We start from the raw sequence: 22442 nt of genomic DNA on the forward strand, positions 1-22442 counted from the left end.
TTTCATTGATGCCAAAAACCTGAAAGATACCTCGTGTCCTCTTTCTCCAGAACCTTCCGGGGACCGCGAATGTGCAATCCAGGCCGCCCGGTTATCTGTTCGAGAAAAGCAGGATGTGCGTTAAGGCCCGTTTCTTTTAGTGTCCGTTTAAACGATTTATTCGGTCAATCCCCCACCGTAGCCGGGCAATATTGCATGAGAGTAGCGTTCGGCTGGCCCAAAATGGGACAAGACCCGATCTGACAGACGATCAGACTGCCAAAGGGTAAACGCACGGATATGCGATCCCGGTAAATGAGGGGCGAAGACTATTTTTTTTCAGCGTAGCGCCAATAATCTGATTGCCCGACAATTTGGTAACCTGCATCCGCAAGCAGTCTTTGTTGCCAGTCAGTAACCTGCGTGGGAATACCGGTTGGATCAAGGGGCACCGAGCGATCGACTAAAATACGCATCGGGGCGGCCTTCAGGACTTCCTCAACAATCGCGGAATGTGTTGAAGCCGTTCTCGCGTAGGCAAATGGATCGGCGTTTGAAAATGACGGCGGTATGCTCGACAAACGGGACAGAAGAAGCGGGGTTCCGCTCAACCATTTGATCTGCTCAGACGTGACCGCCTTCCGCAATTCGTCGGCTTTTTGCCCGACAAAACGACATAATGGTTCTGATGCCGCAACGCCATCCAGACAAACGTCTTCTTGTTTATACGTCCAATGATATTTGGATTTTTTTACGAAACGACTTGTTTGCTCCAACATGGAAGGGGCAATCGTCACAAGAATGAGCGTAATTATTCCAAAACGCGCCGCAAAAGACCGGGAGACCAACGCCGGTAGCACCAGCAACAGATAGAGAAGAATAGGAACCCACAAATTCTGAGCGTCAAATCTGTTCACAACATAGGGCAGGAACGCAACAATCAAGCCGATCAGCGTCAGGCTTTGCATATCAAAACTGGTATAGGTTCTTTTCTCGCGGATATGGATAATATATCCGACGAACAAATAAAACACGTGCCCGGCAATGACGAAGAAAGGCAAATACCAGGAAAATTTCTTGCCGCCATATCCCTCGGCGAACAAGCCCATTAAATCCCCAAGACCGGTGATATCTCTGTCACCTGACCCACTGCCAGAAACTAATAACAGATAAACACATCCCAAAAAGAACGCTGCAAAGAGAACACCCGCCGACAGCGTAACCAAAAGGCCGCGTTGCAGGGTGCGGACGAATAAAGCAAAACCAAGACCCAATGTTAAGACCAGTCCGGTTTCCAGATTATAGCTAACGGCAATGGCAGACAGAACCGCCGCCGCCCCCCACCAAAAAAACAAGGGCCGCCCTGCAAGGGCCGGCGCAAAAATCAATCCGATGAGCAGGAAAAGGAACCGGATCGGGGATTGGTTCGGCGCTTCAATCGACGTGCCTGAGGCGGCCATTAACGGTGCCAGAATAACCAGAATGATCAGGAAAGCGATCATCGCCAAAGGCATATTCGATCGTCCAAACCGCTGAACCAGGATCCCGAAAACAAGAGCCGCGAAGACCACGTGAATAATCTGCAAAACCGTAACAGTACCAGCAAAACTGTCAAATTCCGGGTTTGCTGTCGCCCATTCAATCAGACGGTTCAGATAGATACCATATTCCGGCAATGAAGCCTGAAAAACATCTCCGAAGGTCGCCGACAGAATACCGTGGCCAATAACACCGGTCCAGTGATGATCCAGTCCCCACAGGGTCTGATCCGCCACTGCAAAATAAGCGTAAAAGGGCAGCACGAAGAAATATCCGAAGACACCCAACGTCAACAGACTGATGATGGCAATCCCTTTGGCACCATCGATGCCGCGCAATAATCCATAAACAATTGCAAGAGACCCGAGGGCCATCAAAAAACTGCGCTTTTCAAAAATACTGCCCAGAAAATTGAAAAACAGGGGGAGTGCAAAAAACAGCACCAGTCCCGTTGCCACCGTCATTAACAACAAAGGATGGCGGTTTCGAAAGGACTGAAAATAAGGAAAACTGAGTTTTCTCCGGGTCAACCCAAGCCAGAGAGACAGAACAAACAGAGAAACCGTAAAAAGCAGATAAACGGTGCGCTGAAAACCGGTGTTATCAAAGCCGTATAACGAAGAATGCTCTGGCGCATATTGAGGCGGAGCGGCGGAAAACAACGTTCCCAATCCCCCTAACAGGCTACAGGCCACCAATGCAGTAAGAATCAGATAGATGCGCCGTTCGTCAACAAGCTGGGCAAGGCGAAGGGCTGTATAAAAAACAGGCTGGACAATAATCAGATAGAAGTTTGACGTTCTGTAATCCCGAAGGAATGAGGGTGTCATGCGTCCGTTCCTTTTTGCTTTTCTTATCGTCCGAAGTGAATTTTCACACGGTTAAGCGGCTTCTTCTCGGGCCTCCCCGGCTTCAAATTCAATTCAACAACCAGCATCATGAACACTTTGATCACTTCCAGCATATTGCGCAAGGTCACGGTCGCACGGGTTGGCTCATCTGCCTGCAGATACATAGGGACTTCGGCAAACTCGAACCCTTTCGTCAAAAGCTTTACGTTCATTTCGGAAATTATGGAAAACCGGTTTGACATCAAGTCGAGTGCCTTGACCTTTTCCGTTGGCCAGATGCCCGGGCCGTTCAGATACCCGACGGAGGTCCCAAAGAATATGTTGTGCATCATCTGGTAAATCATCGAGATGACCTGACGCCCAATGGGGCGGGCTTCCTTATTCAGGGGAACCGTCAGAATAATCTCGGCCTCATCTTTAAAATGCAGCATTAGGCTGAGCGACTCCGTGCTGATGTCGTTATCCCCCGGCACAACAATAAACTGCGGATTAACCGCCTTGTGAATCCCATCCACAATCGAGCGGCCTAAACCTTTATTTTCAGGATGGTACACAGGACGAATTCTGCTGTCTTCCTGTGCCAGCTGCTCCATGATTTCTTTTGAATTATCTTCGCTGCCATCATCGATCGGAATTATTTCATAGCCCACCAGATCATACGTGGCGGCAACCGAACGAATGGTCTCAACAGTCAGCCGAATGGCCTCGCCTTCGTTAAAAGCTGGTACAATGAAGCTGATCATGAAAGCACCGGTTTTTTGTTCAGTCGCATCATTTAGGCGTTTACAGACGTTGCTTTGTCAGCAAGCCACTGCATAGCATAATGCATGACCACCAACTGCGTATCTTCCGATATCTGCATATCATCGATCGCAAAATGCACGGAATGGGCGGCTCGTTCTTTAGCCGCACCCCCATCATAACCCAGAATAGCAAAGGTTTCGATGCCATGATCATTCGCATAATCGATCGCACGCAGGATATTCGCCGAATTCCCGCTGCCGGATAACACAAGCAACACATCGCCTGGACTGGCATAAACCGACAGCTGTTTTGCAAAAATCTCGTCATACCCTTCGTCATTGGCAAGGCAGGTCAAAATTGACGTGTTGGCGGGTAGCGCATGGGCTCTCATGCCCTTGCCTGTTTTACGGTCTATGCCATAGATCATGTCATTGGCAATATGAACGGCATTCCCGGCGCTGCCCCCATTTCCGCACAAAAAGAACTGCTTTCCATCCTTCCAGGCTCTGAGAAGGCTTTCACACAGGGCCTCGATGGTTGGCTCATCCGCACTGGCCAAAGTTTTGTTCAGGCGTTCGCTATAGTCCAGAAAGGAAAGTTTCATAATGTCTACAGTAACCTTAACCTGTTAGGCGCTTTTGTTCATATTTTCCATCCAACGCAGATTATACCAGCGATCCTCATCCATCAGATCGCGTCGCTGGTAGGCAGCAATTACTTCTGTAATGGCATCATCAACTGATTTTTCCGGTTTAAATCCGGCCGCCAGAATACGGTCTGAATTCACCCGGTAAGAGCGTGGGTCGTTAGACGGTGTTACTTCGATTTCACACGGAATTTTCTCGGCAATCCGTTCTGCAATTTCAATAATTTTCAGATTTTCAAAACCGGCATTATACACGCCCGTCACCTGTGGATTATCGAGCAGGAACATATACAGACGGGCAATATCATCAATGTGGATATTGGGCCGTACCTGTTCGCCGCCAAAAACGGTAATCTTGCCGTTTTTTATGGCCTGCATGGTCAGCATATTTACCGACACATCCAGACGCATGCGCGGGGAAACACCACAAACAGTCGCCGGGCGCACAATCTGGACGCACATCTGATCGGCATAGCTGAGCATCACCCGCTCGGCCACCATTTTGGTTTTGTTATATTCAGAGATCGGAAGCAGCTCCAGATCCTCAGTAACCTGCTCTTCTTCTTTTACACCGTAAACGCTACCAGAAGACGCATAAATAAAGCGTTTGATCCCGGCGCGTGCTGCGTTATCTGCCAACTGCATTGTAGCAAGCGCACTGATTTCCCAAGTGAGTTTCGGATCAAGATCACCGCAAGGGTCATTGGCAACCGATGCCAGATGAATAATCGCGTCAATTCCGTCCAGCAGCGCCACATCAAAGGACCGGACATCGCCTTGAACGACCGTGAGATTTTCATGCGCTGGCAGGAATTGGCCGAACCACTGAATGTCATACGCCAGCACTGTATGGCCCGCTGCCAGCAATTTCGGCACCAGCACAGATCCCTTGTAGCCGCATGCTCCCGTAACGAGTAATCGCATTAGAAACTCTAAACCTTCCTAGCTATGATTGTCCGACGGAAAGACTGTCGAAAAGTCCAGCTTTGTACCCACTTGTCAAAAACCGTAAACTGTGTAACACAGGTTAAAAATATTACAAACAGCAATATGAAACTTCGCTATTACAGGGCCTTTTGACCCCCCTTGTTGCGACGCCCGATGACAGAGGAAAGGCCAGAAGAGTGAGTTCTTCAAAAACCGTTTTTATCGCCGCAATTTCAAGTGATATTGGCCTGAAACTCGCCGATCTTTATTTGCAGGCCGGGTATCAGGTAATCGGTACATATAGGCAATCCACCCAGTTGGACAACCTGAAGAAACAGGACCGGGTAACTTTGTTGCATTGTGACTTGAACCGGGATCAGGATATCGAACAGATTGGTGCCGTGATGCAATCTAAAGGCCTGATTTGGGACGAGTTCATTTCGGCCGTTGGTTTGTTGAGCCCGATCGGGAAATTCACCGACGTCTCCGCGCAGGAATGGACCCAGTCCATAACCGTCAATTCATTGCAACAATTGGCCCTCCTTCACGCGATTACCCCGTACAAACGGGCAGAGGCATCCGGAAAGGTTGCGTTTCTTGTGGGCGGGGCGATAAACCGGGCATTTCCTAATTATTCGGCCTATTCTCTGGGCAAGGTCATGCTGGTTAAATTTTGTGAATTGATCAGCGATGAAAATCCCCAGCTGCATTGCGTCGCCATTGGAACAGGCTGGGTCGCCAGCAAAATTCACCGGCAAACCCTCGACGCCGGGGCACAGGCGGGGAACAATTTCGAGACAACAAAAGACTTTGTCACCTCCGGGGAACAGGGAACGAAAATCGAAGACATTTACGCCCTGATCCAATGGTGTTTCGATCGCCCCCAAACAGCAGGGCGTAACTTCTCGGTGGTTCATGATGACTGGCGTGATGGGGGCGAGGCCCTCAGCAATGCTCTTTGCGATGATCAGGACATGTTCCGATTGCGTCGTCACGGCAATCAGCATAAAACGGTAGAAAGCAGCACAAAAGCGAAAACCAATTCATGAAACTATCGACTTATGTAATAAATTTTTTGGCTGAAAAAGGCGTCAGCCAGGTTTTTGGGATGTCTGGCGGAGCCGCCGTTCATCTTTTGGATTCAGTTTCAAAAAATGACAAAATTGATTTTGTCTGTTCGCAGCATGAACAAAGCGCGGCCATCTCGGCTGATGGCTATGCCCGTACGACAGGCCGGCTGGGTGTTGCAATCACAACAAGTGGTCCGGGGGCGACGAACCTGCTGACCGGAACCTGCTGCTCCTTCTATGACAGTGTTCCCACGCTGATGCTGACAGGCCAGGTCGCATCGCACCGATTGAAGGGACAGCTAGATATTCGCCAACGCGGATTTCAGGAAACCGATGTTGTCTCGATTTTCGGCAGTGTCACGAAATATGCGGTTCAACTGGAGAAGCCGGAAGACATCCGTTTTTGTCTGGAAAAAGCATATTACATGGCTTTTGAAGGGCGCCCGGGCAGTGTTTTGATCGACATCCCGGATGATTTCCAACGCGCTGATATTGATCCGGACAAATTGCACGGCTTCACCCCAGATCTTTCAACCCAAAAGGCGGCCCAAGGGCTTGAAACGCAAATTTCATCAGTCATGAAGGCGTTCTTTGCCGCGAAACGGCCCGTAGTTGTTCTGGGCGGTGGTCTGAAAACCCCGGACTGCGGTTTTGATTTACCGTCTTTGGTCACCGCATTGGGCGCACCCGTTGTCACCAGTTGGGCTGCCGTTGACCTGCTGCCGCATGATCATCCCCTAAAAATGGGGAGTTTTGGTGTGTATGCGCCGCGGCTTGGAAACTATGTTGTTCAAAATGCCGACTTTTTGCTCTGCCTTGGAACGCGCCTTTCGCAAAATCTGACCGGCGGTATTTTACCGTCCTTTGCCCGAGAAGCCGAGATCGCCATGATCGATATCAGTGCGGGTGAAATGGAAAAATTTGATGGCTTTGGGATTAATATAGCGCACCGGGTTCAAGCCCGCTTGTCAGATGCTGTTCCGCATATACAGGCCTTTGCCGGCACGGCAGGCCCTTGCAAGACACCAGACTGGCACGCGGTCTTGGAGAAATGGCAATCCCGGTTTGGTCCGGAAATTTATGACCCAGACGACAAAGACGGCTGCCTGAACGCTTATTCCTTTATTGAAAAGCTGTCTGGTTATGTACCGGCTGAAGAAACTATTTTTGCCGATACGGGCGGAAATCTGACCTGGACCTGCAATGCTTTTCAGTTCAAACCCGGCCAGCGCCTGCATTCCGCGTGGAATAATACCCCGATGGGATATTCGTTGCCGGCAGCGATTGGCGCCGCAGCCGCAGAGCCGGACAAACCGGTCACTTGCCTGATCGGTGATGGCGGATTGATGATCTGTCTTGCTGAGCTTGCAACCGTTGTGAAACACAAGATGAAAATCAGAACCTTTCTGTTTAACAATCATGGGCACGGTATCCAGAAACAGACCCTGGAAACCTGGCTTGGCTCCAACTATGTCGGCGTTCATGAGCCGTCGGGCCTTGCCTTTACAGATTTTGCCGCCGTTGCAAACAGCATGGGACTGAAAACTATCACCTTGAACAATAAAGATCGGCTGGAAGCGGATCTTGAAGAAATTTTCGCCTATGAGGGACCCGTTTTTGTGAATGTGGAAATCAATCCAGACCAAAGACTTTTCCCCGTCCTCAAATTTGGCGCGGCGCTGGAAGATCAATTACCCGCATTGGATCAATCCGACATCGAAGAACACATGGTCATCAAGCCTTTTTCAATGTAGATAACAGGCCTATGGTCAACACAGACGTCCAGAAAACAGGTAAAACCTATGAATATCGCTGAAAACAGTCTTTTTGAAGCTCTCCAAAGCACCCCCTCCTTACATGCACGGGACACGGCTTTATATCAATTGCTGGACAGCTGCTGTCTGGAGTTCATCAAAAATTCCGATTTCCAATCAGAAGAGCCCACACCTGTTCCCTTTGGGCCTTTTGGAAATCTGATGATGCCGTTCCAGAAAATGGGCGCCATTACCTCGCTGGATCTGTTTGGGTTGGATGAGTTAATCCTATTCAGCTTTTACCTTGCCAATAAGGGCCGCATTAAAAAAGCTGTCGATATTGGGGCCAATCTGGGACTGCATTCCATTTTGATGGCAAAATTGGGCATTTCAGTCACCAGTTATGAGCCCGATGATATCCACTTCACCTGGTTCAATGACCGGCTTGCGCTTAACGAGGTTCTGGACAAAGTAACGCCAGTAAAAGCAGCGGTTTCGTCTGAAAACGGTACGGCTGAATTTGTTCGGGTCGAAGGCAATACAACAGGCAGTCACCTCGCCGGTGCCAAAAGCAACCCGTACGGTAACCTTACAAAATACATGGTCGACATCAAGGCCGCTGCCGACGTGTTCAAAGACGTGGATTTCGCCAAAATCGACGCAGAAGGCCACGAAACTGTTATTTTGCAGGCCATTCCCGCTGCTTATTGGGATATGTTGGAAACCGTTGTGGAAGTGGGAACAGCGGAAAATGCAGAACAGATTTACAGCTATTTCACTGATCTGGGCGTTAATTTATTCTCTCAGAAAACGGGTTGGCAAAAAGCCGCCAGCCTCGATGATATTCCCGTTTCCTACAAAGAGGGCAGCCTGTTTATTTCAAAACAGCCCGCGATGGTTTGGGGATAAACGGAAAAAGGGCAGACCTTAATCGAACTGACTGCCTTTTCCCAGCAGGCCCTGTTTCAGGGCAGAGAAAAACTGCGCTGCCGTTTTCAGTTTGCCTGAGCGCAAATGCCAATGATCCTGATCCTGTTCAACAGCGCCGCCTTGGACAAGCCGCTGCATTCGTAAACGGATCAGGGTTTCATCGTTATAAATTGCCCGCAGTTCATCGGCGGCCATCTGCCCGCCGTTCTTGCGGATTTCCAGCAACATCCGGATCCGCAGGGACGATTCCACGGCTTGAACAACATTAAGATAGATAAACCACCACATCAGACCCAGGCCAAGGCCCAAAAGCACTTCAAAAACATCGGTTGTTTTTAAGACAAAAACAAAGACCAGCGGCACCCCGATCAACGTCAGCAGAAAACTGGTTGCATACCCCCGAAGGCGCCGCCCCGTGATGCGGCTTATCATAAGGTCGGCAAGGACGCTGACAAAAAGCGTGGCGAAAAGGGCGATGAAAAAGTCAGTCATTTCAGCCCGTTTCCCGTTCAAGTTTTAGAAATCTTTGATAGACGCTGATCACGGCCACAATAAATTTGGACCGGGGGGTTAAGGCCAATTGCTCATTTTTTAACATAACATCGCCTGTCGCCTGCAAAGCATCAACGCGGGAGCGAAAAAACGGATGAGCAACAATAAAAGCATCAAAGTCTGCTTTGCTTAATCCTGTTGGACCGGCTTTCATCAACGCTTTTACGATCGCCAGTGTCGGCGAGTCATTCACTACCCCGATCAGGATCAGCGCATACACCGCAAAAAAGCTTTCCGTGAACAGGGCCATAACAAGAACCCCGGCGGCAGACAAAGTCATCCCTCCTAGAAAACCGATACCAAGCACCAGACAAAGGCATCCATTCAGACAAATAAAGGCTGACAGATATAACCGCCTGCCCTTTGTCAGGCGCGCAGCGCCCCAATGCAGGATCAAACCGGATGCCAGAGACGCGCATAAAAGATAAAAGGCCGTTTCAAACACATTATCCCTCGTTCTTTTGCAGGTGTTCTTTTTCTTCGCGAACCGCCTGAACAGCCTCGCGATGAAGCAGAAAAGGGATAACCCCGAAAACCGAGGTGAATAATGTTAAAGTCCGCATCAATAAGAAGATCGAACTATAGGCCATGGTGGTGGGTTCTTTTTCTAACAAACGAGCGACTTGGCCAAAAGCCGCTTCACCAATCCCCAGCCCCCCCGGAGACAGGGGAATTGCGTTGGCAAACAACCCGGCAACGCTGGAAACAACATAACCGACCGGCGATAATCCGCTGACCCCCATGGCATTGCCCAGCAGATAAAGCGCCTCAAGGATCAGCACATACTGAAAAACCGACAGGGCAATGCCCTTAATCAGGTCCCCTCTGCTTTTCCCGTATGTTTCGAAACAATCAACAATAGTATCGAAAATTCCCATCAGAATACGCGCAACGGGCCTTGGAAAAAGGGTAATAATGGCGCGGAAAAAAGATTGAAAGCGCACCGCAATAACTGGGGCGAAAAACCCCACAACAAGACCGGAAACAACGATCACGCCGATCCAGAATTGAAACTGGTTTGGAATAAACGCCAAAACAGTGACCGCGATAAACAGCAATCCCGCAAGCCCGGTCAACCGGTCCACAAGGCTGCTCATCATGATCTCGCCAATTTTGTCCTTATGCTGGCGATAGGCCAAGCCACCCCGAACAAAATCACCTCCGTAGGCACCCGGCAGGAACACGTTAAAAAACTGGCCGATAAATGTATAATTCAAGGACTGGATAAAAGTGATGCGAACGTGCAAAGATCCCATCAGCACTTTCCAGCGCAACGCCCCGATAAAAACTGTAGACAGCAAGCAGGCAAAAGCAACCCCCACCAGAACCGGAGAGGTGGCGGCGTTCTGCAACAAATCAAAGTCAATAAAATCGTAATAGAACAAGGCTGAGATGCAGCCCACCCCGATTAATATTTTTATCAGCAAAAAGATCAAAATTGTGTCCTAGCCAAGCCTTTAGAAAGGGCCTGTAAACCAGTTGCCGGGCACATCATGAAATGGCCCTTTTTTACTGAGGATAGGTTCGACAGAAACCTCTTTACCGACCATTTTACCGACTTGCGCAGCAATATGTTCGGCCCGAATATGATAGTCTTTGGTAAGGGCCGGACTGGTTGATTCCGGGTAATCAGGCGCCGTCAAACGAGCCGGTGCCGCCTTTAATTCGGACCAGCAGCGTTCCGTTACACGCGCCATGATTTCACCAGCGATACCATTTGATTGAAAGCCTGTATCCAGCACCAGTAATTTACCGGTCTTCTTGACGGACATTTCAATTTTTTCCCAGTCAATGGGGGATACGGTGCGCAAATCAATCAAATCACAGTCAATTCCCTGATCCTTCAGCACATCAACAGCATGCAAGGCCTCGATGGTCATGTAGGACACGGATACTACGGTGACCGCATCCCCTTTACGAAGCTGATTGGCTTTGCCCAGTGGAATGGGTTCAACCGTATCCGGTGCATCTGTTTGGGCGTTATGCAGCCAGCGATGTTCCAAAAAGATAACGGGATTAGGGTCTTGAATGCTGGATAACAGCAATCCTTTTGCGTCAGATGCCAGGGCTGGCATCACCACCTTTAAGCCCGGAATATGGGCAAACCAGGATTGCAGATTTTGCGAGTGAGTGGGCCCTTGTCCCCAGCCCCGACCCAAAATCATGCGGATCGTAATGGGAACAGACCGCTGACCGCCAAACATAAAATGCCATTTGGCCGCATTATTCACTAACTGGTCCATGCTCAGAAGCGCAAAATCAAGCCGTTGATGGGTCAAAACCGGTTTGAAACCACCAAGTGCCGCGCCAATGGCAATACCGGTCATGGCATTTTCGGCGGTCGGCATATCGAAAACACGCTTTTCGCCATATTTTTCCTGCAGACCAAGAGTGGTCCCAAAAACGCCTTTTGGATCAGGAACACCCAGACCAAAAACCAGAACACTGGGGTCTGTTTCCAATGCGTGATCTAATCCCGCATTTATTTCGCTGGCAAATGTTCTCATTTCAGAAATACACTTTCTTCCATTGTCGGGGCCAGAATATGCTGCGACGCTTCTTGCAACGGCGGAAACTCTGATGCTTTGGCAAACTCAAATGCCGCGTCAACTTCCCGGTCAATCTCTGCCTGCATATTGTCAATTTCGCCCTGGGTCAAAAGGGTGCTATTGATCGCTTCTTTTTCGAACGTATGAATGGCATCCCGGAATTCCCATTCTTTCAACATTGCTTCAGGCCGATAACCCAAATCGTCATCGTAATTTGGACCGCAATGTTCCCGCCAGCGGAAGGTTTCAAATTCCAGAAAGGCAGGGCCATTGCCCGCCCTGACATGGGCAATGGCTTTCGCCGTTTTTTCATGAACCTCAATCACATTATGGCCATCACCGTTATCCGTATAGACCCCAAATCCCGCGACTTTTTCGTGGATTTCTACGGTATCGTTCTGACGAACGGATAAGGGGGAATAAACAGAATAGAAATTGTTTTCACAGATAAACAGAACCGGAAGTTTCTTTAAAGCCGCAAAGCTCAGGGATTCAAAGAACACGCCCGTTTCGACAACCGCATCCCCCAGAAAAACACAAGCGATATCATCGCCGTCCTTCATCATCTGGCTATATCCCAGTCCGACACCAACCGGGACCGTTCCGCCGACAATGGCTGTTGATCCCATAAACCCAACCGTCTCGTCGATCAGGTGCATTGAGCCGCCTTTACCGCGGGCACAGCCGGTCACGCGTCCGTAAATTTCCGCAATCATTGCATTTAGGTTGCCGCCCTTGGCCAGATAATGCGCATGCGCCCGGTGACCGCTGACAGCCAGATCCGTATGCCGTAGCAACGTCCCGATTGCCGCTGACACCCCTTCCTGTCCAGAAGAAAGATGGGTCGGGCACCTCATTTCCTGCTCTGAATAACGGGCCGCAATCGTTTCTTCAACACTGCGGATACGCCGCATTCCTCGCGACAAATCCTGTGCCAGTTTGGCGCCTATGGAATAAACCAAAAGTAATCCCCTGTATAACCGATCTCTTTAAAGAAGGCCTTCCATTCATCCACATGCAGGATTGTCTTCGCTGTCAAATTCCATGCCTGCATGCGCTCATATTCTTCCTCTGTGCGGTATGCATCAACCGTGATGAAGGACTGACCCTTCGACACCCGCTCGATTTCCTGTAACGCCTGCCCACATTCCGATTTTTCAAGATTGTGAACCGTATTAATCGAAATCACCACATCGAAACTGTTATCGCCAAAGGGAAGGTCACGCGCATCGGCAACTGAAACCTGATCCCGGACTGTTTCCATGCTGTTTTCAATTGCATACTCTGACACATCAACACCCGCAACCGTGATCCCGGGGATAAGCTCTTTCAGATCGTGCAGCATGAAGCCCTTTGCGCAACCGACATCCAGAAGACTTGAGTCATTTGTCAGTCCGAAATGAGACTGAAAGGTCGGAATGACCGGTTGCCAGAATCTTGGAAAATAGGAAAAACCGCCATATCCATGGCGGCGATCTCCATCAAAGAAGTCTTTGCCAAATTGACGCGCAATGGCGCGGTCGGCTTCTGTTTTCTCATTTCCGCGTTGCGTTAAATCCCGTTTTGTTTTCGGGTAATTCGCAAGCAAGTCGATTTCTTGTCCCATGTCACTCTCAATCGGCATCAATATAAGTATAAATTACGGTTTATGGATATAGGATTGTGGTTGCCCTTTCAGGGTATCCAGATTGGTTTTCACCCAATCAATTGTCTCGTCAATTCCCTGATCAAGCGAAATTTTGTCTGACCATCCAAGGGTCTCGCGCAGTTTGTTATCGTTCAAACTGTAGGTTTGATCTTTTCCCTGACGCTCGCCGACAACCTCAACCAGATCGGAGGCCTCGATCCCCAGCCGTTCACTGATTTTCTCCACCAGATTGCGAATACTGATCAGCTCTGGTGTGGAAATATGATAACACTCCCCGATTTTGCCTTCGAGCGCGATCTTAACGGTCGCAGCGGACACATCTTCAATGTGAATGAAAGAGCGTTCGGAATGTCCCCCGCCGTGCAACTGTAATTTCTGTCCGGTCAAACCATACAGAATTGTTCGCGGAATAATCCGGTAAAGTTGCTGACCGGGACCAAACACATTGGCCGCACGGGTGAAGACCACAGGAAAGTTATACGCCTTAAAATAGCTCATCAGGCTCATGTCGCCAGCGGCGCGGGAAACCGCATAGGGTGTGCTGGGATTAAAGGGGTGCTGCTCATCCACAAACCCGGATGTATTGCCATATACTTCCGGTGTCGAAATATGGACATAACGTTCCAAAAAGGGAAGTTTTCGCAATTCTTCATGCAATAAAACAGTCGACAGGGCATTGGTACGGAACCAGTCACCCGGATTGTCCCAACTCTCGCCTACCATACTTTGGGACGCAAAATTCACGACAAACGGAATTTCTTCCTGTTTGATCAGATCAATAATCTCGGGCAGATTTTCATTCAGGTCCAATTGATGAAACGAAAATTTATCCTGATTTTCTTCCCATCGATAGGGCAGAAAAGCCGAATGCGGTTCGGCCGATCGGCTTCCCCCATAAACCTGAAATCCGGCGCGCAGCAGGTGGGCGCAAAAGCTGGCCCCAGAAAAGGAATTACTTCCAAGAACAAAAAACTTTTTAGACATTCATCTTCCGACCAGAACGATCTGGTACGCCCCCTTTTTTGCGGATATGCCCACCAATACAATGTTGGCGCTCAAGCGTCCATCTCAAATCATTTTTAACCCAGCATCAAACGACCGACAACCTCTTGGGAAAGGTCAGTCAGGGCAAGCGTCTCGCGAAATTTCTCCGCCATCAGGCGGCGCTCGGGCGTCGGTGCCCAGTAACTGTCAACCTGCGCCAGAAGTGGCCCGGCCATAGCCACGCTTTCAATCTCCAACTGGGCATTTCCAATGGCGGCTACCGTCCCAATATCCCGATGGTAAACCCCGTTATGATAGCTATTCATTCGGCCGACAAATTCCGGCAAGATCTGTGTGCTGAAATCCGTAATCTGAGGATCAGCATCCAACACCTTTCTTATCACCGAGAAATCCATCACATAGACGGCACCGTTTGCCAGGTTCCCAATATACGCTTGCGGCTTCTCCGTAAAAGCGACAACTGTTCCTGCCTCGTCCAACGACACAATTCCGCAACTTTGAGGCTGGTCTGTCTCAAACGTCATCATGGTCATTGCGCAATCTGGCGTGCGCTGTTCAAAGGCGCGGATAAAGGCGGTCACATCAAACAGGGTCAGGTTATCGGCGTGGGCTAGTAACAGTGTATCCGAAAATTCGTTCCTGAAGCGGTTTAATGTGCCAGCTGTCCCCAAAAGTTCGGGCTCATCAAGAAACGTCACCTGTTGCCGATAGGGGCTGTTTTCCACATAAGCGCGCACCAAGGGCGACAGATAATGCAAATTAATAAAAACCCGATCAACGCCCCCCTGCTTCAACATTTCCAGCCAAATCCCCAACAACGGCCGTCCCTGCACAGGCATCAAACATTTTGGCAAGACATCCGTCAGGGGTCTCAAACGGGTGCCAAGGCCGGCGGCAAGCAATAATGCGTCCATCGAATTCCTACCAGATACCAAGTTCGTGCCGGATCGTATCAACACTTAAGGGTCGATTTCCAACTGTGGCCACCTGACAACCGGATGCAACGGACCCGATATAGGCGGCTTCCCAGATGCTGGCACCCGCGGCGAGCGCCATGGACGCTGTCACGAGCATCGCATCCCCAGCCCCGGCAGGGTCTTTCGGCGCATCGCAAAAAGCCGGCAACCGATCTGTCATCCATTCGCTTTTGTCTGGATGCAACGTTTGTATCAGGGTGCCTTCAGCGCCCATGGTCAGCAAAATATGCGATGGATTACATTTGTTAGCGAGCTTCTCAGCGGCACCAACCAAGCCGACATCGTGGTCCTGAATAGCCAACCGGGCTTCAATTTCAGTGGGTTTCAACAACAACATATCGTGAAAGCGGGAAATATCCCCGATTTGCGAGGACGACTGGCTATCCGCCACCATCAGAAGATTTTTTTCTTTTCCAAGCGCAATCATTCTGTCGACCAGCGACTGGGGCAGCACACCGTAATTGAAATCTGAAAAAACCAGCAGATCCAGGGAATTCACGCGCTCCTGAAAAGTTTCAAAAATCTCGTCCTGCAAAGTCTGATCTATCGCATGCTGTTTGAGTTTGGACACCCGCAGCAGGGTCTTCCCGGACGAGCGATACCGTTGTTTGAGCGTTGTCGGACGGCTGCCATCCCGACCGATAAAGGCCTGAACACCATATTCCTTGAACTTCTCAAGACTGTCTTTCGCTTCCCGGTCATCCCCGCAAACGGTGATATAGGTCGTATTGGCCCCTAAGCCATGGGCATGACTGGCGACAATACCGGCGCCCCCGATAAATTTCTGTTCCAGAACCGGCGTGACCACAACAGTCGGATCTTCCCGTGACAGTCCAAGAACATCGCAGGTGATATATTCATCAACAATCAGGTCCCCGACAACAAGCACATTAAGGTCACAGAATTTATTCAAAATGGCCGAGAAATTTTCTGTGCTGATCTGATGACGTTGTAAAAAATTGGGCGAGGCTTTCAAATTGTGGAGCGATTTCTTCGGGTCACTCTCTGCCTGGATCAAATCAATCGAGGAGAAAATCGCATCACCGGAACTAAACAGCAGTTTCCCGCCATATTGAGACAATATATCAGATTCCGGATTGGGAACGTTCTGGTGCTCTTTTCCCTTGATGACCAGATCCGGACGCAGCGCATCAATGGTCGCCGTCAGATCCTCTTCCAGAAGAAACGCATAGTCGACGAAACTGATCGCAACAATATTTTCAAGTCTTAACTGGGCCGGGACAAGGACACCGGGGTGGCGATCATCGTTCACCACAACAACCAGATAGTCACAGCAATCCGCTGCAAATTTAAGCAGTCTCAAGTGACCGGGATGGACCACATTGAAATTACCGCTGACCATGCCGATCTTGAAATCAGGGCCATTTTCGCTCCGCAGCGCTTTAATATGGGCTGTATGCTCCTTAGGTGTCATTGTCTTATCTTTCAGCCAGCGCAGGATTTATCTCGATCAAGGGCCGCATAACCCGGCCTGAAGCCAGATCATCGAGGGCGTCATTTATCGCATCAAGCGAATAGCGTTTGGTGATCATACTTTCCAGCGGCAGATCGTTCTTTTTAAACAGTTCAAAGAAACGCGGCAGATCCTGATCAGGCCGGGTTTTTCCGCCCCAGCTGCCTTTCAGGTTTTTACCATTGATCAATTCGAAAGGGTCAATGGAAATCTTCTGACCGGCTTCGGGATGAGACGCAAAAACACATTGCCCGCCATTGCGCCGGGTAACCTGAAAAGCGATTTCAATGGTTGAAATGCGGCCCGCCGCATCAATACAGAGATCAGCCCCCAGACCGTCTGTCAGCTGTACTATATCATCAATCAGCGTGTCAGACGCCCCGTCCAATGCATGGGTTGCCCCAAGGTCCAGCGCCGTTGCTCGTTTCTCTGGATTGATATCCACCGCAATCAGGGTTTTCGGCTTCTGACAGTTTGCATACATCAACGAAATGGCCCCAATACCACCAATGCCAAAAACAACGACAGAATGATGGGACTGAATATCAAATTCATTTTGCGCCATACCCGCCCCTGTCGGAACAGCGCACCCGAACAGCACACCAAGATCCATTGGCAATCCGTCGGGTAACTTTGTCAGCCGATTTTCTGAAACAACAGACCGTTCGCTAAACGTTGTAATCCCGCCAGAATTCAAGGTCGTGCCATGCCAGTCGTACAAGGCACCGGCGACATCCTGCCCGTCCCCCTTAATCCAGCCCAGAATAACCGCGTCGCCCGGGGCAACTTTCGTGACGCCGGATCCAATCGCCCGCACAATACCAGTTGCTTCATGGCCTAATAAATGGGGCAGATACCGATCTTCACCGCGTTTTCCCTGAACTTCCATTAATTGACTATGGCAAACACCACTAAAGGCGATCTCAACCTCGACCTGACCCGCGGCCAACGGTGGCAAGGTTACATCCTCCAGAATTCGAAGTGGTTTTTGTGTCTCGAAAAGAACAGCGGCTTTCATTCGGTGTATCACTTATCCCTGTTCAGGCTTGTTGCCTGATTAATATTTGAATAAGGGCCATAACATAATGAGTTACGCAGAGAATAGTAAGTTTAAACATTTCAGAATGATCAAAAAGTAATCCCCTGCTATTTGACCAATTACGGCGGGAGACACTATTTCCTGTCGACCTTGGACGGACAACAGGATAGACAGACAGGATGAAATCAGAAAACAAAATGGAAATCCTTCTTGTCACCCCTCCGGGACTGGAAGAAGCCTTGCGTCTTGAAGCCATGGAAAAAGGTTTCAAAAAACCAGTTTCCATCACCGGGGGCGTTCAGGTGCTGGGCGATTGGAAAGAGGTCTGGCGGGCCAATCTGGAACTGCGCGGCGCCAGTCGCGTGCTGGTCCGCATCGGATCTTTTCGGGTGGTTCATCTGTCTCAGGTGGATAAGCGCATGCGGCAGTTTCCGTGGGGCGACTATTTGCTCAAAGATCATCCGGTAAAAGTTGAGGTTACTTCCAAAAAATCCCGCGTTTATCATCAGAAAGCTGCCGCCGAACGGATCGAACGGGCGTTGGTTGAGGAAATGGGCATCACAATTTCAGCGGAGGCTGACATTTGCCTGAAAATCCGCATTTTTGATGACATCTGTACCATCAGTATCGATACGTCGGGCGAAGGCCTGCACAAGCGCGGACATAAAGAAGCCGTTAATAAAGCACCTTTACGGGAAACAATGGCCGCGCTCATTTTACGGCAATGCGGCTTTAACGGCAAAGAGCCCGTCGTGGATCCCATGTGCGGATCGGGCACCTTTGTAATCGAGGCTGCCGAAATCGCAGCCCGTAAAAAACCGGGCCGCACACGCGCCTTTGCGTTTGAGAAACTGGCAACTTTTGAGAACGCTGTTTGGCAGGAAATGCGCGCCGAAAACCGTGAGCATCTTCCTGACCTTCATTTTTATGGTTTCGATCGCGATGAAGGGGCGATTAAATTCAGCACCGCAAATGCGAAACGATCCAAAGTAGATATGCTGACAACGTTTGATGCACAGCCCATCAGTACCCTTTCCTGTCCTGACGGACCGGCTGGCCTTGTGGTGATTAATCCACCCTACGGCATCCGCATCGGAGACCAGAAAAAACTGCGCCCCCTCTACCAGTCTCTGGGCCAGGTTCTGACGCAAAAATTTCCGGGATGGCGGGTCGGTTTAGTCACAAATAACGCAGGTCTGGCACAAGCAACGGCCCTTCCGTTCCTTCCCGACCCTGTCAGTATCTCTCATGGTGGTATTCAGGTTAAACTCTATCAGACGGCCGCCCTACCAGCGCCTCAGGATTGAAATCGTTCCCGATAGATCTTTGGTGAAACCCCAAAGATCTTCAAAAATGCCCGGCGCATTCGCTCATATTGGCCAAACCCGGACCGATCCGCGATCCGCTTCATGGGCAGGTCGGTTTCCATCAGTAATTGCGCCGCAGCTTCCAAGCGGAACCTTTCCAGCGCTTCCGCAGGCCCCATCCCTGTCGCCTGCTTGTATCGGCGCGTAAAGGTTCGGCTGCTCATACCGGTTATATTCGCAAGATCCAAAACGTTCAAACTTGCCGACAGATTTTCTAGGACCCATTGATGCAACCTGTCAAATTCACCTTTCCTGTCTTCGATCTGCGCCTTCAATAAGGCACTATATTGTTGCTGACCGCCCGGCCTTTTCATGAAAACAACCAATTCCTGAGCGATGGCCAACGCAGCCTCACGACCCAAATCCGCTTCAACCAAAGCAAGCGCCAAATCAATGCCGGTTGTAACCCCTGCAGATGTCCAGACATGCCCATCCTGAACAAAAATCGCATCCTCGCGGATCGTAATATTGGGAAACTCACGCCTTAATCGGGAACAGCGGCGCCAATGGGTCACTGCATTCCGGCCTTCCAGTAACCCCGCCTGCGCCAGCATAAAGGCTCCCGTACAGACACTGCACACCCGTTTGCTCAATGAAGCCAGACGCTGGACGGCTGCAACTTCCTCTGGGGCCTGATAGGTTTTAAAAATGCTGATACCACCGGTCACAAAAACCGTATCAATCTGCTGATCCGGTATGGCATGCACGGGGACGGTTTCAATCCCTATGCCCACATCCGTTCTGATAGTTCCGCCAGCGGCCGAACAAAACCGAAGATCATAAAACGGCGTTTTATCGGCGCGGTTTATTGCACTTTTCAAAACCTGTAACGGCCCGGATATATCCAGCATCAGGGCATCTTCAAACACATAGAAATAGATAAGATGAGGTTTCATGGCAGACTTTGGGAATGATTTGGCGTAAAAGGTGGTAAGGTATTATTATACGCCATTTGTCGTTGGTCTACAATAGAGACAGAAAGGGAAATCATGATGCTTGAACTTCGACCCAACTGTGAACTATGCAATAAAGACCTTCCACCTGCCTCACTTGAGGCCATGATCTGCAGCTATGAATGTACCTATTGCAAATCCTGCGTTGACCGTATTTTACATAATGTCTGTTTGAAATGTGGTGGCGGTTTTGTCCCCCGCCCCATTCGGCCCAAGAAAGCCTGGCGCACAGTATATTCGCTTGGGCTGGGCCATCATCCGGCATCAACAAAGCGGGTGACTTGTTCGTTCTCGGCGGAAGAAATTGCAGACCATGTTCAGCGGATCGAAAAAATACTGCCAGAAGACCGATAACACCATTTACACTGTTCCAAATTCCCCAACTAGATTATGACTATAAGGCAATTGGGTTTGAAATGACCGAGGGGCCAATGCGATCAGGGAACAGTAAGGAAATTGAAGCCGTGTTTGATGTGGCTGTGGTCATGCCGACCATTATAAGACCCAGTCTGCTAGAGGCTGTGGCCTCCATTTATCAGCAAAGCTTTGACGGAACCGTTCAAATCCTGATCGGCATTGATAGCCTGACCGGTGACCCGGCGATCCTTGACATGCTGGAAAAAGATATCCCGGAAAGAATGACACTCACGGTGTTTAATCCGGGATATTCCACGGCAACCCGTCACGGCGGTGTCCATACGGCACAAGATGGCGGGGCCCTTCGAACAATTCTATCCTTTCTGGCAAACAGCCAGTATGTAGCCTATCTGGACGACGATAATCTTTGGCATCAGAACCACCTGAAATTTCTTATGCACGCCATCCAGGACAAACAATGGGCCTATTCGTACCGATGGTTGCTTGATGAAGAAACAGGCGGCAAGATTACGTTGGATAAATGGCATTCTGTGGGCCCGAATAAAGGGGTTATGCAGGGAACTCAGGGCGGATTTTGCGACCCCAACACCCTTTTGATTGATAAACTGGCCTGCGCAGATTTACTGCATTTATGGTCTATGGAAATTGAAGGGGCACAAAATCTCGCTGGAGCCGACCGCCGATTTTTTGATGGGCTGAGCGCAACGAAAAGCTATGGCGCTTCCCACCGGGCAACTGTCTATTACAAAATGCGCCGAACAAACATTCTGTGGCAATATTATCAGGCAGAAAAGGCCCATCTCAAAAAAACGACGAAATCATCCACTGATTAGTCTGCTAATAGCCGGTCGAAATACGCAATTGTTTTTCTCAAACCGTCTTCCAAGGCGATTTCGGGCGTCCAGTTCATGTATTTTTTCGCACGGCCAATATCCGGGCATCGTTGCAGAGGATCATCCTGTGGTAACGGCTTATAGATCAATTCGGATTTCGATCCCGTCAGATCAATAACGAGACGGGCTAAATCAAGGATCGTTACCTCGTCTGGATTGCCAACATTGATCGGACCGGTAACTGTGTCCGGCGTTGCCATCAGGCGAACCATGCCGTCAATCAGATCATCCACATAACAAAATGACCGGGTTTGCTGGCCATCCCCATAGATGCTGATCGGTTCGTTTTTAAGGGCTTTTACAATAAAGTTAGACACAACACGGCCATCATCCGGATGCATGTTCGGACCAAATGTATTGAAGATACGCATGACCTTTATCTGTAGATCATGTTGCGTGTGATAGTCGTAAAACAGCGTTTCCGCACACCGCTTTCCTTCGTCATAACAGGCCCGGGGTCCAAAAGTATTTACCCGCCCGCGATACTCTTCAGGTTGCGGATGAATTTCTGGATCTCCATAAATCTCGCTGGTCGACGCCTGAAGTATTCTAGCTTTCAGACGTTTTGCGAGTCCAAGCATATTGATCGCGCCATGAACACTTGTTTTCGTGGTTTGCACCGGATCAAACTGATAATGAACCGGAGACGCGGGACAGGCGAGATTGTAGATTTCGTCTACTTCTACAAACAGGGGCAAGGTCACATCATGCCGCATTAATTCAAAATTGGGTTTATCGAGCAAGGACAGGATATTGACTTTGCGGCCGGTGAAAAAATTATCGACACAAAGAACATCATTGCCCTGTTCAACCAATCGCTGGCACAGATGAGACCCTAGAAAACCAGCCCCTCCGGTCACCAGTACTTTTTTATCGATCGTCATACGACCCCCCCCCTCTTCTTCGTCCCCATCAGCCTATAATCTGGCTGGTTTATCTTCTTGCAAATCCCGACCAGCCTCCCAAAAACTGGCGACCCCTGTGATCCCGGCCGTAGAACAGCTCCATATCCTATCCTGAGTCTGCCCATGGCGCATCAGAGCATTTCGTTTACACCGATAAACTGAAATTATACTCAGAAAAACTCACCTTTTCCGTAATATCCTCTGGCTGATCGGAAACCCAAACATCCCTTACAGGTGTCCGGCTTACCGGTAAATGTCCGGC

The 22442-nt window shown here is 49.7% G+C and carries 22 protein-coding genes; 6 read left to right on the plus strand and 16 right to left on the minus strand.

Going from position 1 to position 22442, the window contains the following annotated elements; genetic code table 11:
• Positions 1-308 precede the first annotated feature (308 nt).
• From ACJAYR_RS04095 to ACJAYR_RS04110, 4 genes are read right to left on the minus strand one after another with little or no spacing between them, the layout of a single operon-like run.
• Positions 309-2348, minus strand: coding sequence for a hypothetical protein (locus ACJAYR_RS04095; RefSeq protein WP_415235407.1), 2040 nt, complete (start codon positions 2346-2348; stop codon positions 309-311).
• Positions 2349-2371: 23 nt separating this feature from the next.
• Positions 2372-3112, minus strand: a complete 741-nt coding sequence (locus tag ACJAYR_RS04100; protein ID WP_415235408.1) for a glycosyltransferase family 2 protein — start codon at positions 3110-3112, stop codon at positions 2372-2374.
• 32 nt (positions 3113-3144) lie between these two features.
• Positions 3145-3717 (minus strand): SIS domain-containing protein, encoded by a 573-nt coding sequence (locus tag ACJAYR_RS04105; protein WP_415235409.1) that lies wholly within the window; start codon positions 3715-3717, stop codon positions 3145-3147.
• Between the two features lie 24 nt (positions 3718-3741).
• Positions 3742-4683, minus strand: coding sequence for an NAD-dependent epimerase/dehydratase family protein (locus tag ACJAYR_RS04110; RefSeq protein ID WP_415235410.1), 942 nt, complete (start codon positions 4681-4683; stop codon positions 3742-3744).
• Positions 4684-4883: 200 nt separating this feature from the next.
• On the opposite strand from ACJAYR_RS04110, the gene ACJAYR_RS04115 reads away from it, so the two are divergent.
• From ACJAYR_RS04115 to ACJAYR_RS04125, 3 genes are read left to right on the plus strand one after another with little or no spacing between them, the layout of a single operon-like run.
• Positions 4884-5735, plus strand: a complete 852-nt coding sequence (locus ACJAYR_RS04115; protein WP_415235411.1) for an SDR family NAD(P)-dependent oxidoreductase — start codon at positions 4884-4886, stop codon at positions 5733-5735.
• Positions 5732-7510 carry a thiamine pyrophosphate-binding protein gene (locus ACJAYR_RS04120; protein WP_415235412.1) on the plus strand — a complete coding sequence of 593 codons (1779 nt, stop codon included), beginning with the start codon at positions 5732-5734 and terminating at the stop codon, positions 7508-7510. The genes ACJAYR_RS04115 and ACJAYR_RS04120 overlap by 4 nt, the downstream gene beginning before the upstream one ends.
• 48 nt (positions 7511-7558) lie before the next feature.
• Entirely contained in the window at positions 7559-8419 is an 861-nt protein-coding gene (locus ACJAYR_RS04125) for an FkbM family methyltransferase (RefSeq protein ID WP_415235413.1), read from the plus strand.
• Positions 8420-8437: 18 nt separating this feature from the next.
• Here the strand turns inward: ACJAYR_RS04125 and ACJAYR_RS04130 are convergent, their stop codons facing one another.
• From ACJAYR_RS04130 to ACJAYR_RS04175, 10 genes are all read right to left on the minus strand, one after another.
• Positions 8438-8932 (minus strand): hypothetical protein, encoded by a 495-nt coding sequence (locus ACJAYR_RS04130; RefSeq protein WP_415235414.1) that lies wholly within the window; start codon positions 8930-8932, stop codon positions 8438-8440.
• A gap of 1 nt (position 8933) precedes the next feature.
• On the minus strand, positions 8934-9437 hold the full coding sequence (locus tag ACJAYR_RS04135) for a hypothetical protein (RefSeq protein ID WP_415235415.1): 504 nt from the start codon (positions 9435-9437) through the stop codon (positions 8934-8936).
• 1 nt (position 9438) lies between these two features.
• On the minus strand, positions 9439-10428 hold the full coding sequence (locus tag ACJAYR_RS04140) for a lysylphosphatidylglycerol synthase transmembrane domain-containing protein (RefSeq protein WP_415235416.1): 990 nt from the start codon (positions 10426-10428) through the stop codon (positions 9439-9441).
• A 21-nt stretch (positions 10429-10449) separates the two neighbouring features.
• Positions 10450-11499: an alpha-ketoacid dehydrogenase subunit beta gene (locus ACJAYR_RS04145; protein WP_415235417.1), complete on the minus strand. Its 1050-nt coding sequence runs from the start codon at positions 11497-11499 to the stop codon at positions 10450-10452.
• A complete protein-coding gene (locus ACJAYR_RS04150) occupies positions 11496-12503 on the minus strand; it encodes a thiamine pyrophosphate-dependent dehydrogenase E1 component subunit alpha (protein WP_415235418.1) in 1008 nt (335 codons plus the stop codon). The genes ACJAYR_RS04145 and ACJAYR_RS04150 overlap by 4 nt, the downstream gene beginning before the upstream one ends.
• Positions 12488-13147, minus strand: a complete 660-nt coding sequence (locus tag ACJAYR_RS04155; protein ID WP_415235419.1) for a class I SAM-dependent methyltransferase — start codon at positions 13145-13147, stop codon at positions 12488-12490. Before ACJAYR_RS04155 ends, ACJAYR_RS04150 begins: the two co-directional genes overlap by 16 nt.
• 33 nt (positions 13148-13180) lie before the next feature.
• Positions 13181-14173, minus strand: coding sequence for a GDP-mannose 4,6-dehydratase (locus ACJAYR_RS04160; RefSeq protein ID WP_415235420.1), 993 nt, complete (start codon positions 14171-14173; stop codon positions 13181-13183).
• A gap of 95 nt (positions 14174-14268) precedes the next feature.
• Positions 14269-15108, minus strand: coding sequence for a nucleotidyltransferase family protein (locus tag ACJAYR_RS04165; RefSeq protein WP_415235421.1), 840 nt, complete (start codon positions 15106-15108; stop codon positions 14269-14271).
• Between the two features lie 7 nt (positions 15109-15115).
• Positions 15116-16606, minus strand: a complete 1491-nt coding sequence (locus ACJAYR_RS04170; RefSeq protein WP_415235422.1) for a PfkB family carbohydrate kinase — start codon at positions 16604-16606, stop codon at positions 15116-15118.
• Positions 16607-16610: 4 nt separating this feature from the next.
• Positions 16611-17663: a zinc-binding dehydrogenase gene (locus ACJAYR_RS04175; protein ID WP_415235423.1), complete on the minus strand. Its 1053-nt coding sequence runs from the start codon at positions 17661-17663 to the stop codon at positions 16611-16613.
• A gap of 200 nt (positions 17664-17863) precedes the next feature.
• On the opposite strand from ACJAYR_RS04175, the gene ACJAYR_RS04180 reads away from it, so the two are divergent.
• Complete coding sequence (locus ACJAYR_RS04180; RefSeq protein ID WP_415235424.1) at positions 17864-18991, plus strand: THUMP domain-containing class I SAM-dependent RNA methyltransferase; 1128 nt, start codon at positions 17864-17866, stop codon at positions 18989-18991.
• On the opposite strand, the gene ACJAYR_RS04185 is transcribed toward ACJAYR_RS04180, so the two are convergent.
• On the minus strand, positions 18982-19947 hold the full coding sequence (locus ACJAYR_RS04185; RefSeq protein WP_415235425.1) for a GlxA family transcriptional regulator: 966 nt from the start codon (positions 19945-19947) through the stop codon (positions 18982-18984). The genes ACJAYR_RS04180 and ACJAYR_RS04185 overlap by 10 nt on opposite strands.
• Before the next feature lie 96 nt (positions 19948-20043).
• On the opposite strand from ACJAYR_RS04185, the gene ACJAYR_RS04190 reads away from it, so the two are divergent.
• Both ACJAYR_RS04190 and ACJAYR_RS04195 read left to right on the plus strand, forming a co-directional pair.
• Positions 20044-20358, plus strand: a complete 315-nt coding sequence (locus ACJAYR_RS04190) for a DUF1272 domain-containing protein (protein ID WP_415235454.1) — start codon at positions 20044-20046, stop codon at positions 20356-20358.
• A gap of 62 nt (positions 20359-20420) precedes the next feature.
• A complete protein-coding gene (locus tag ACJAYR_RS04195) occupies positions 20421-21215 on the plus strand; it encodes a glycosyltransferase family 2 protein (RefSeq protein WP_415235426.1) in 795 nt (264 codons plus the stop codon).
• On the opposite strand, the gene ACJAYR_RS04200 is transcribed toward ACJAYR_RS04195, so the two are convergent.
• A complete protein-coding gene (locus ACJAYR_RS04200; protein WP_415235427.1) occupies positions 21212-22159 on the minus strand; it encodes a UDP-glucuronic acid decarboxylase family protein in 948 nt (315 codons plus the stop codon). The two genes, ACJAYR_RS04195 and ACJAYR_RS04200, sit on opposite strands and share 4 nt — an antisense overlap.
• Positions 22160-22442: the final 283 nt, after the last annotated feature.

The organism is Sneathiella sp., from assembly GCF_047631475.1.
Classification (GTDB): domain Bacteria; phylum Pseudomonadota; class Alphaproteobacteria; order Sneathiellales; family Sneathiellaceae; genus Sneathiella.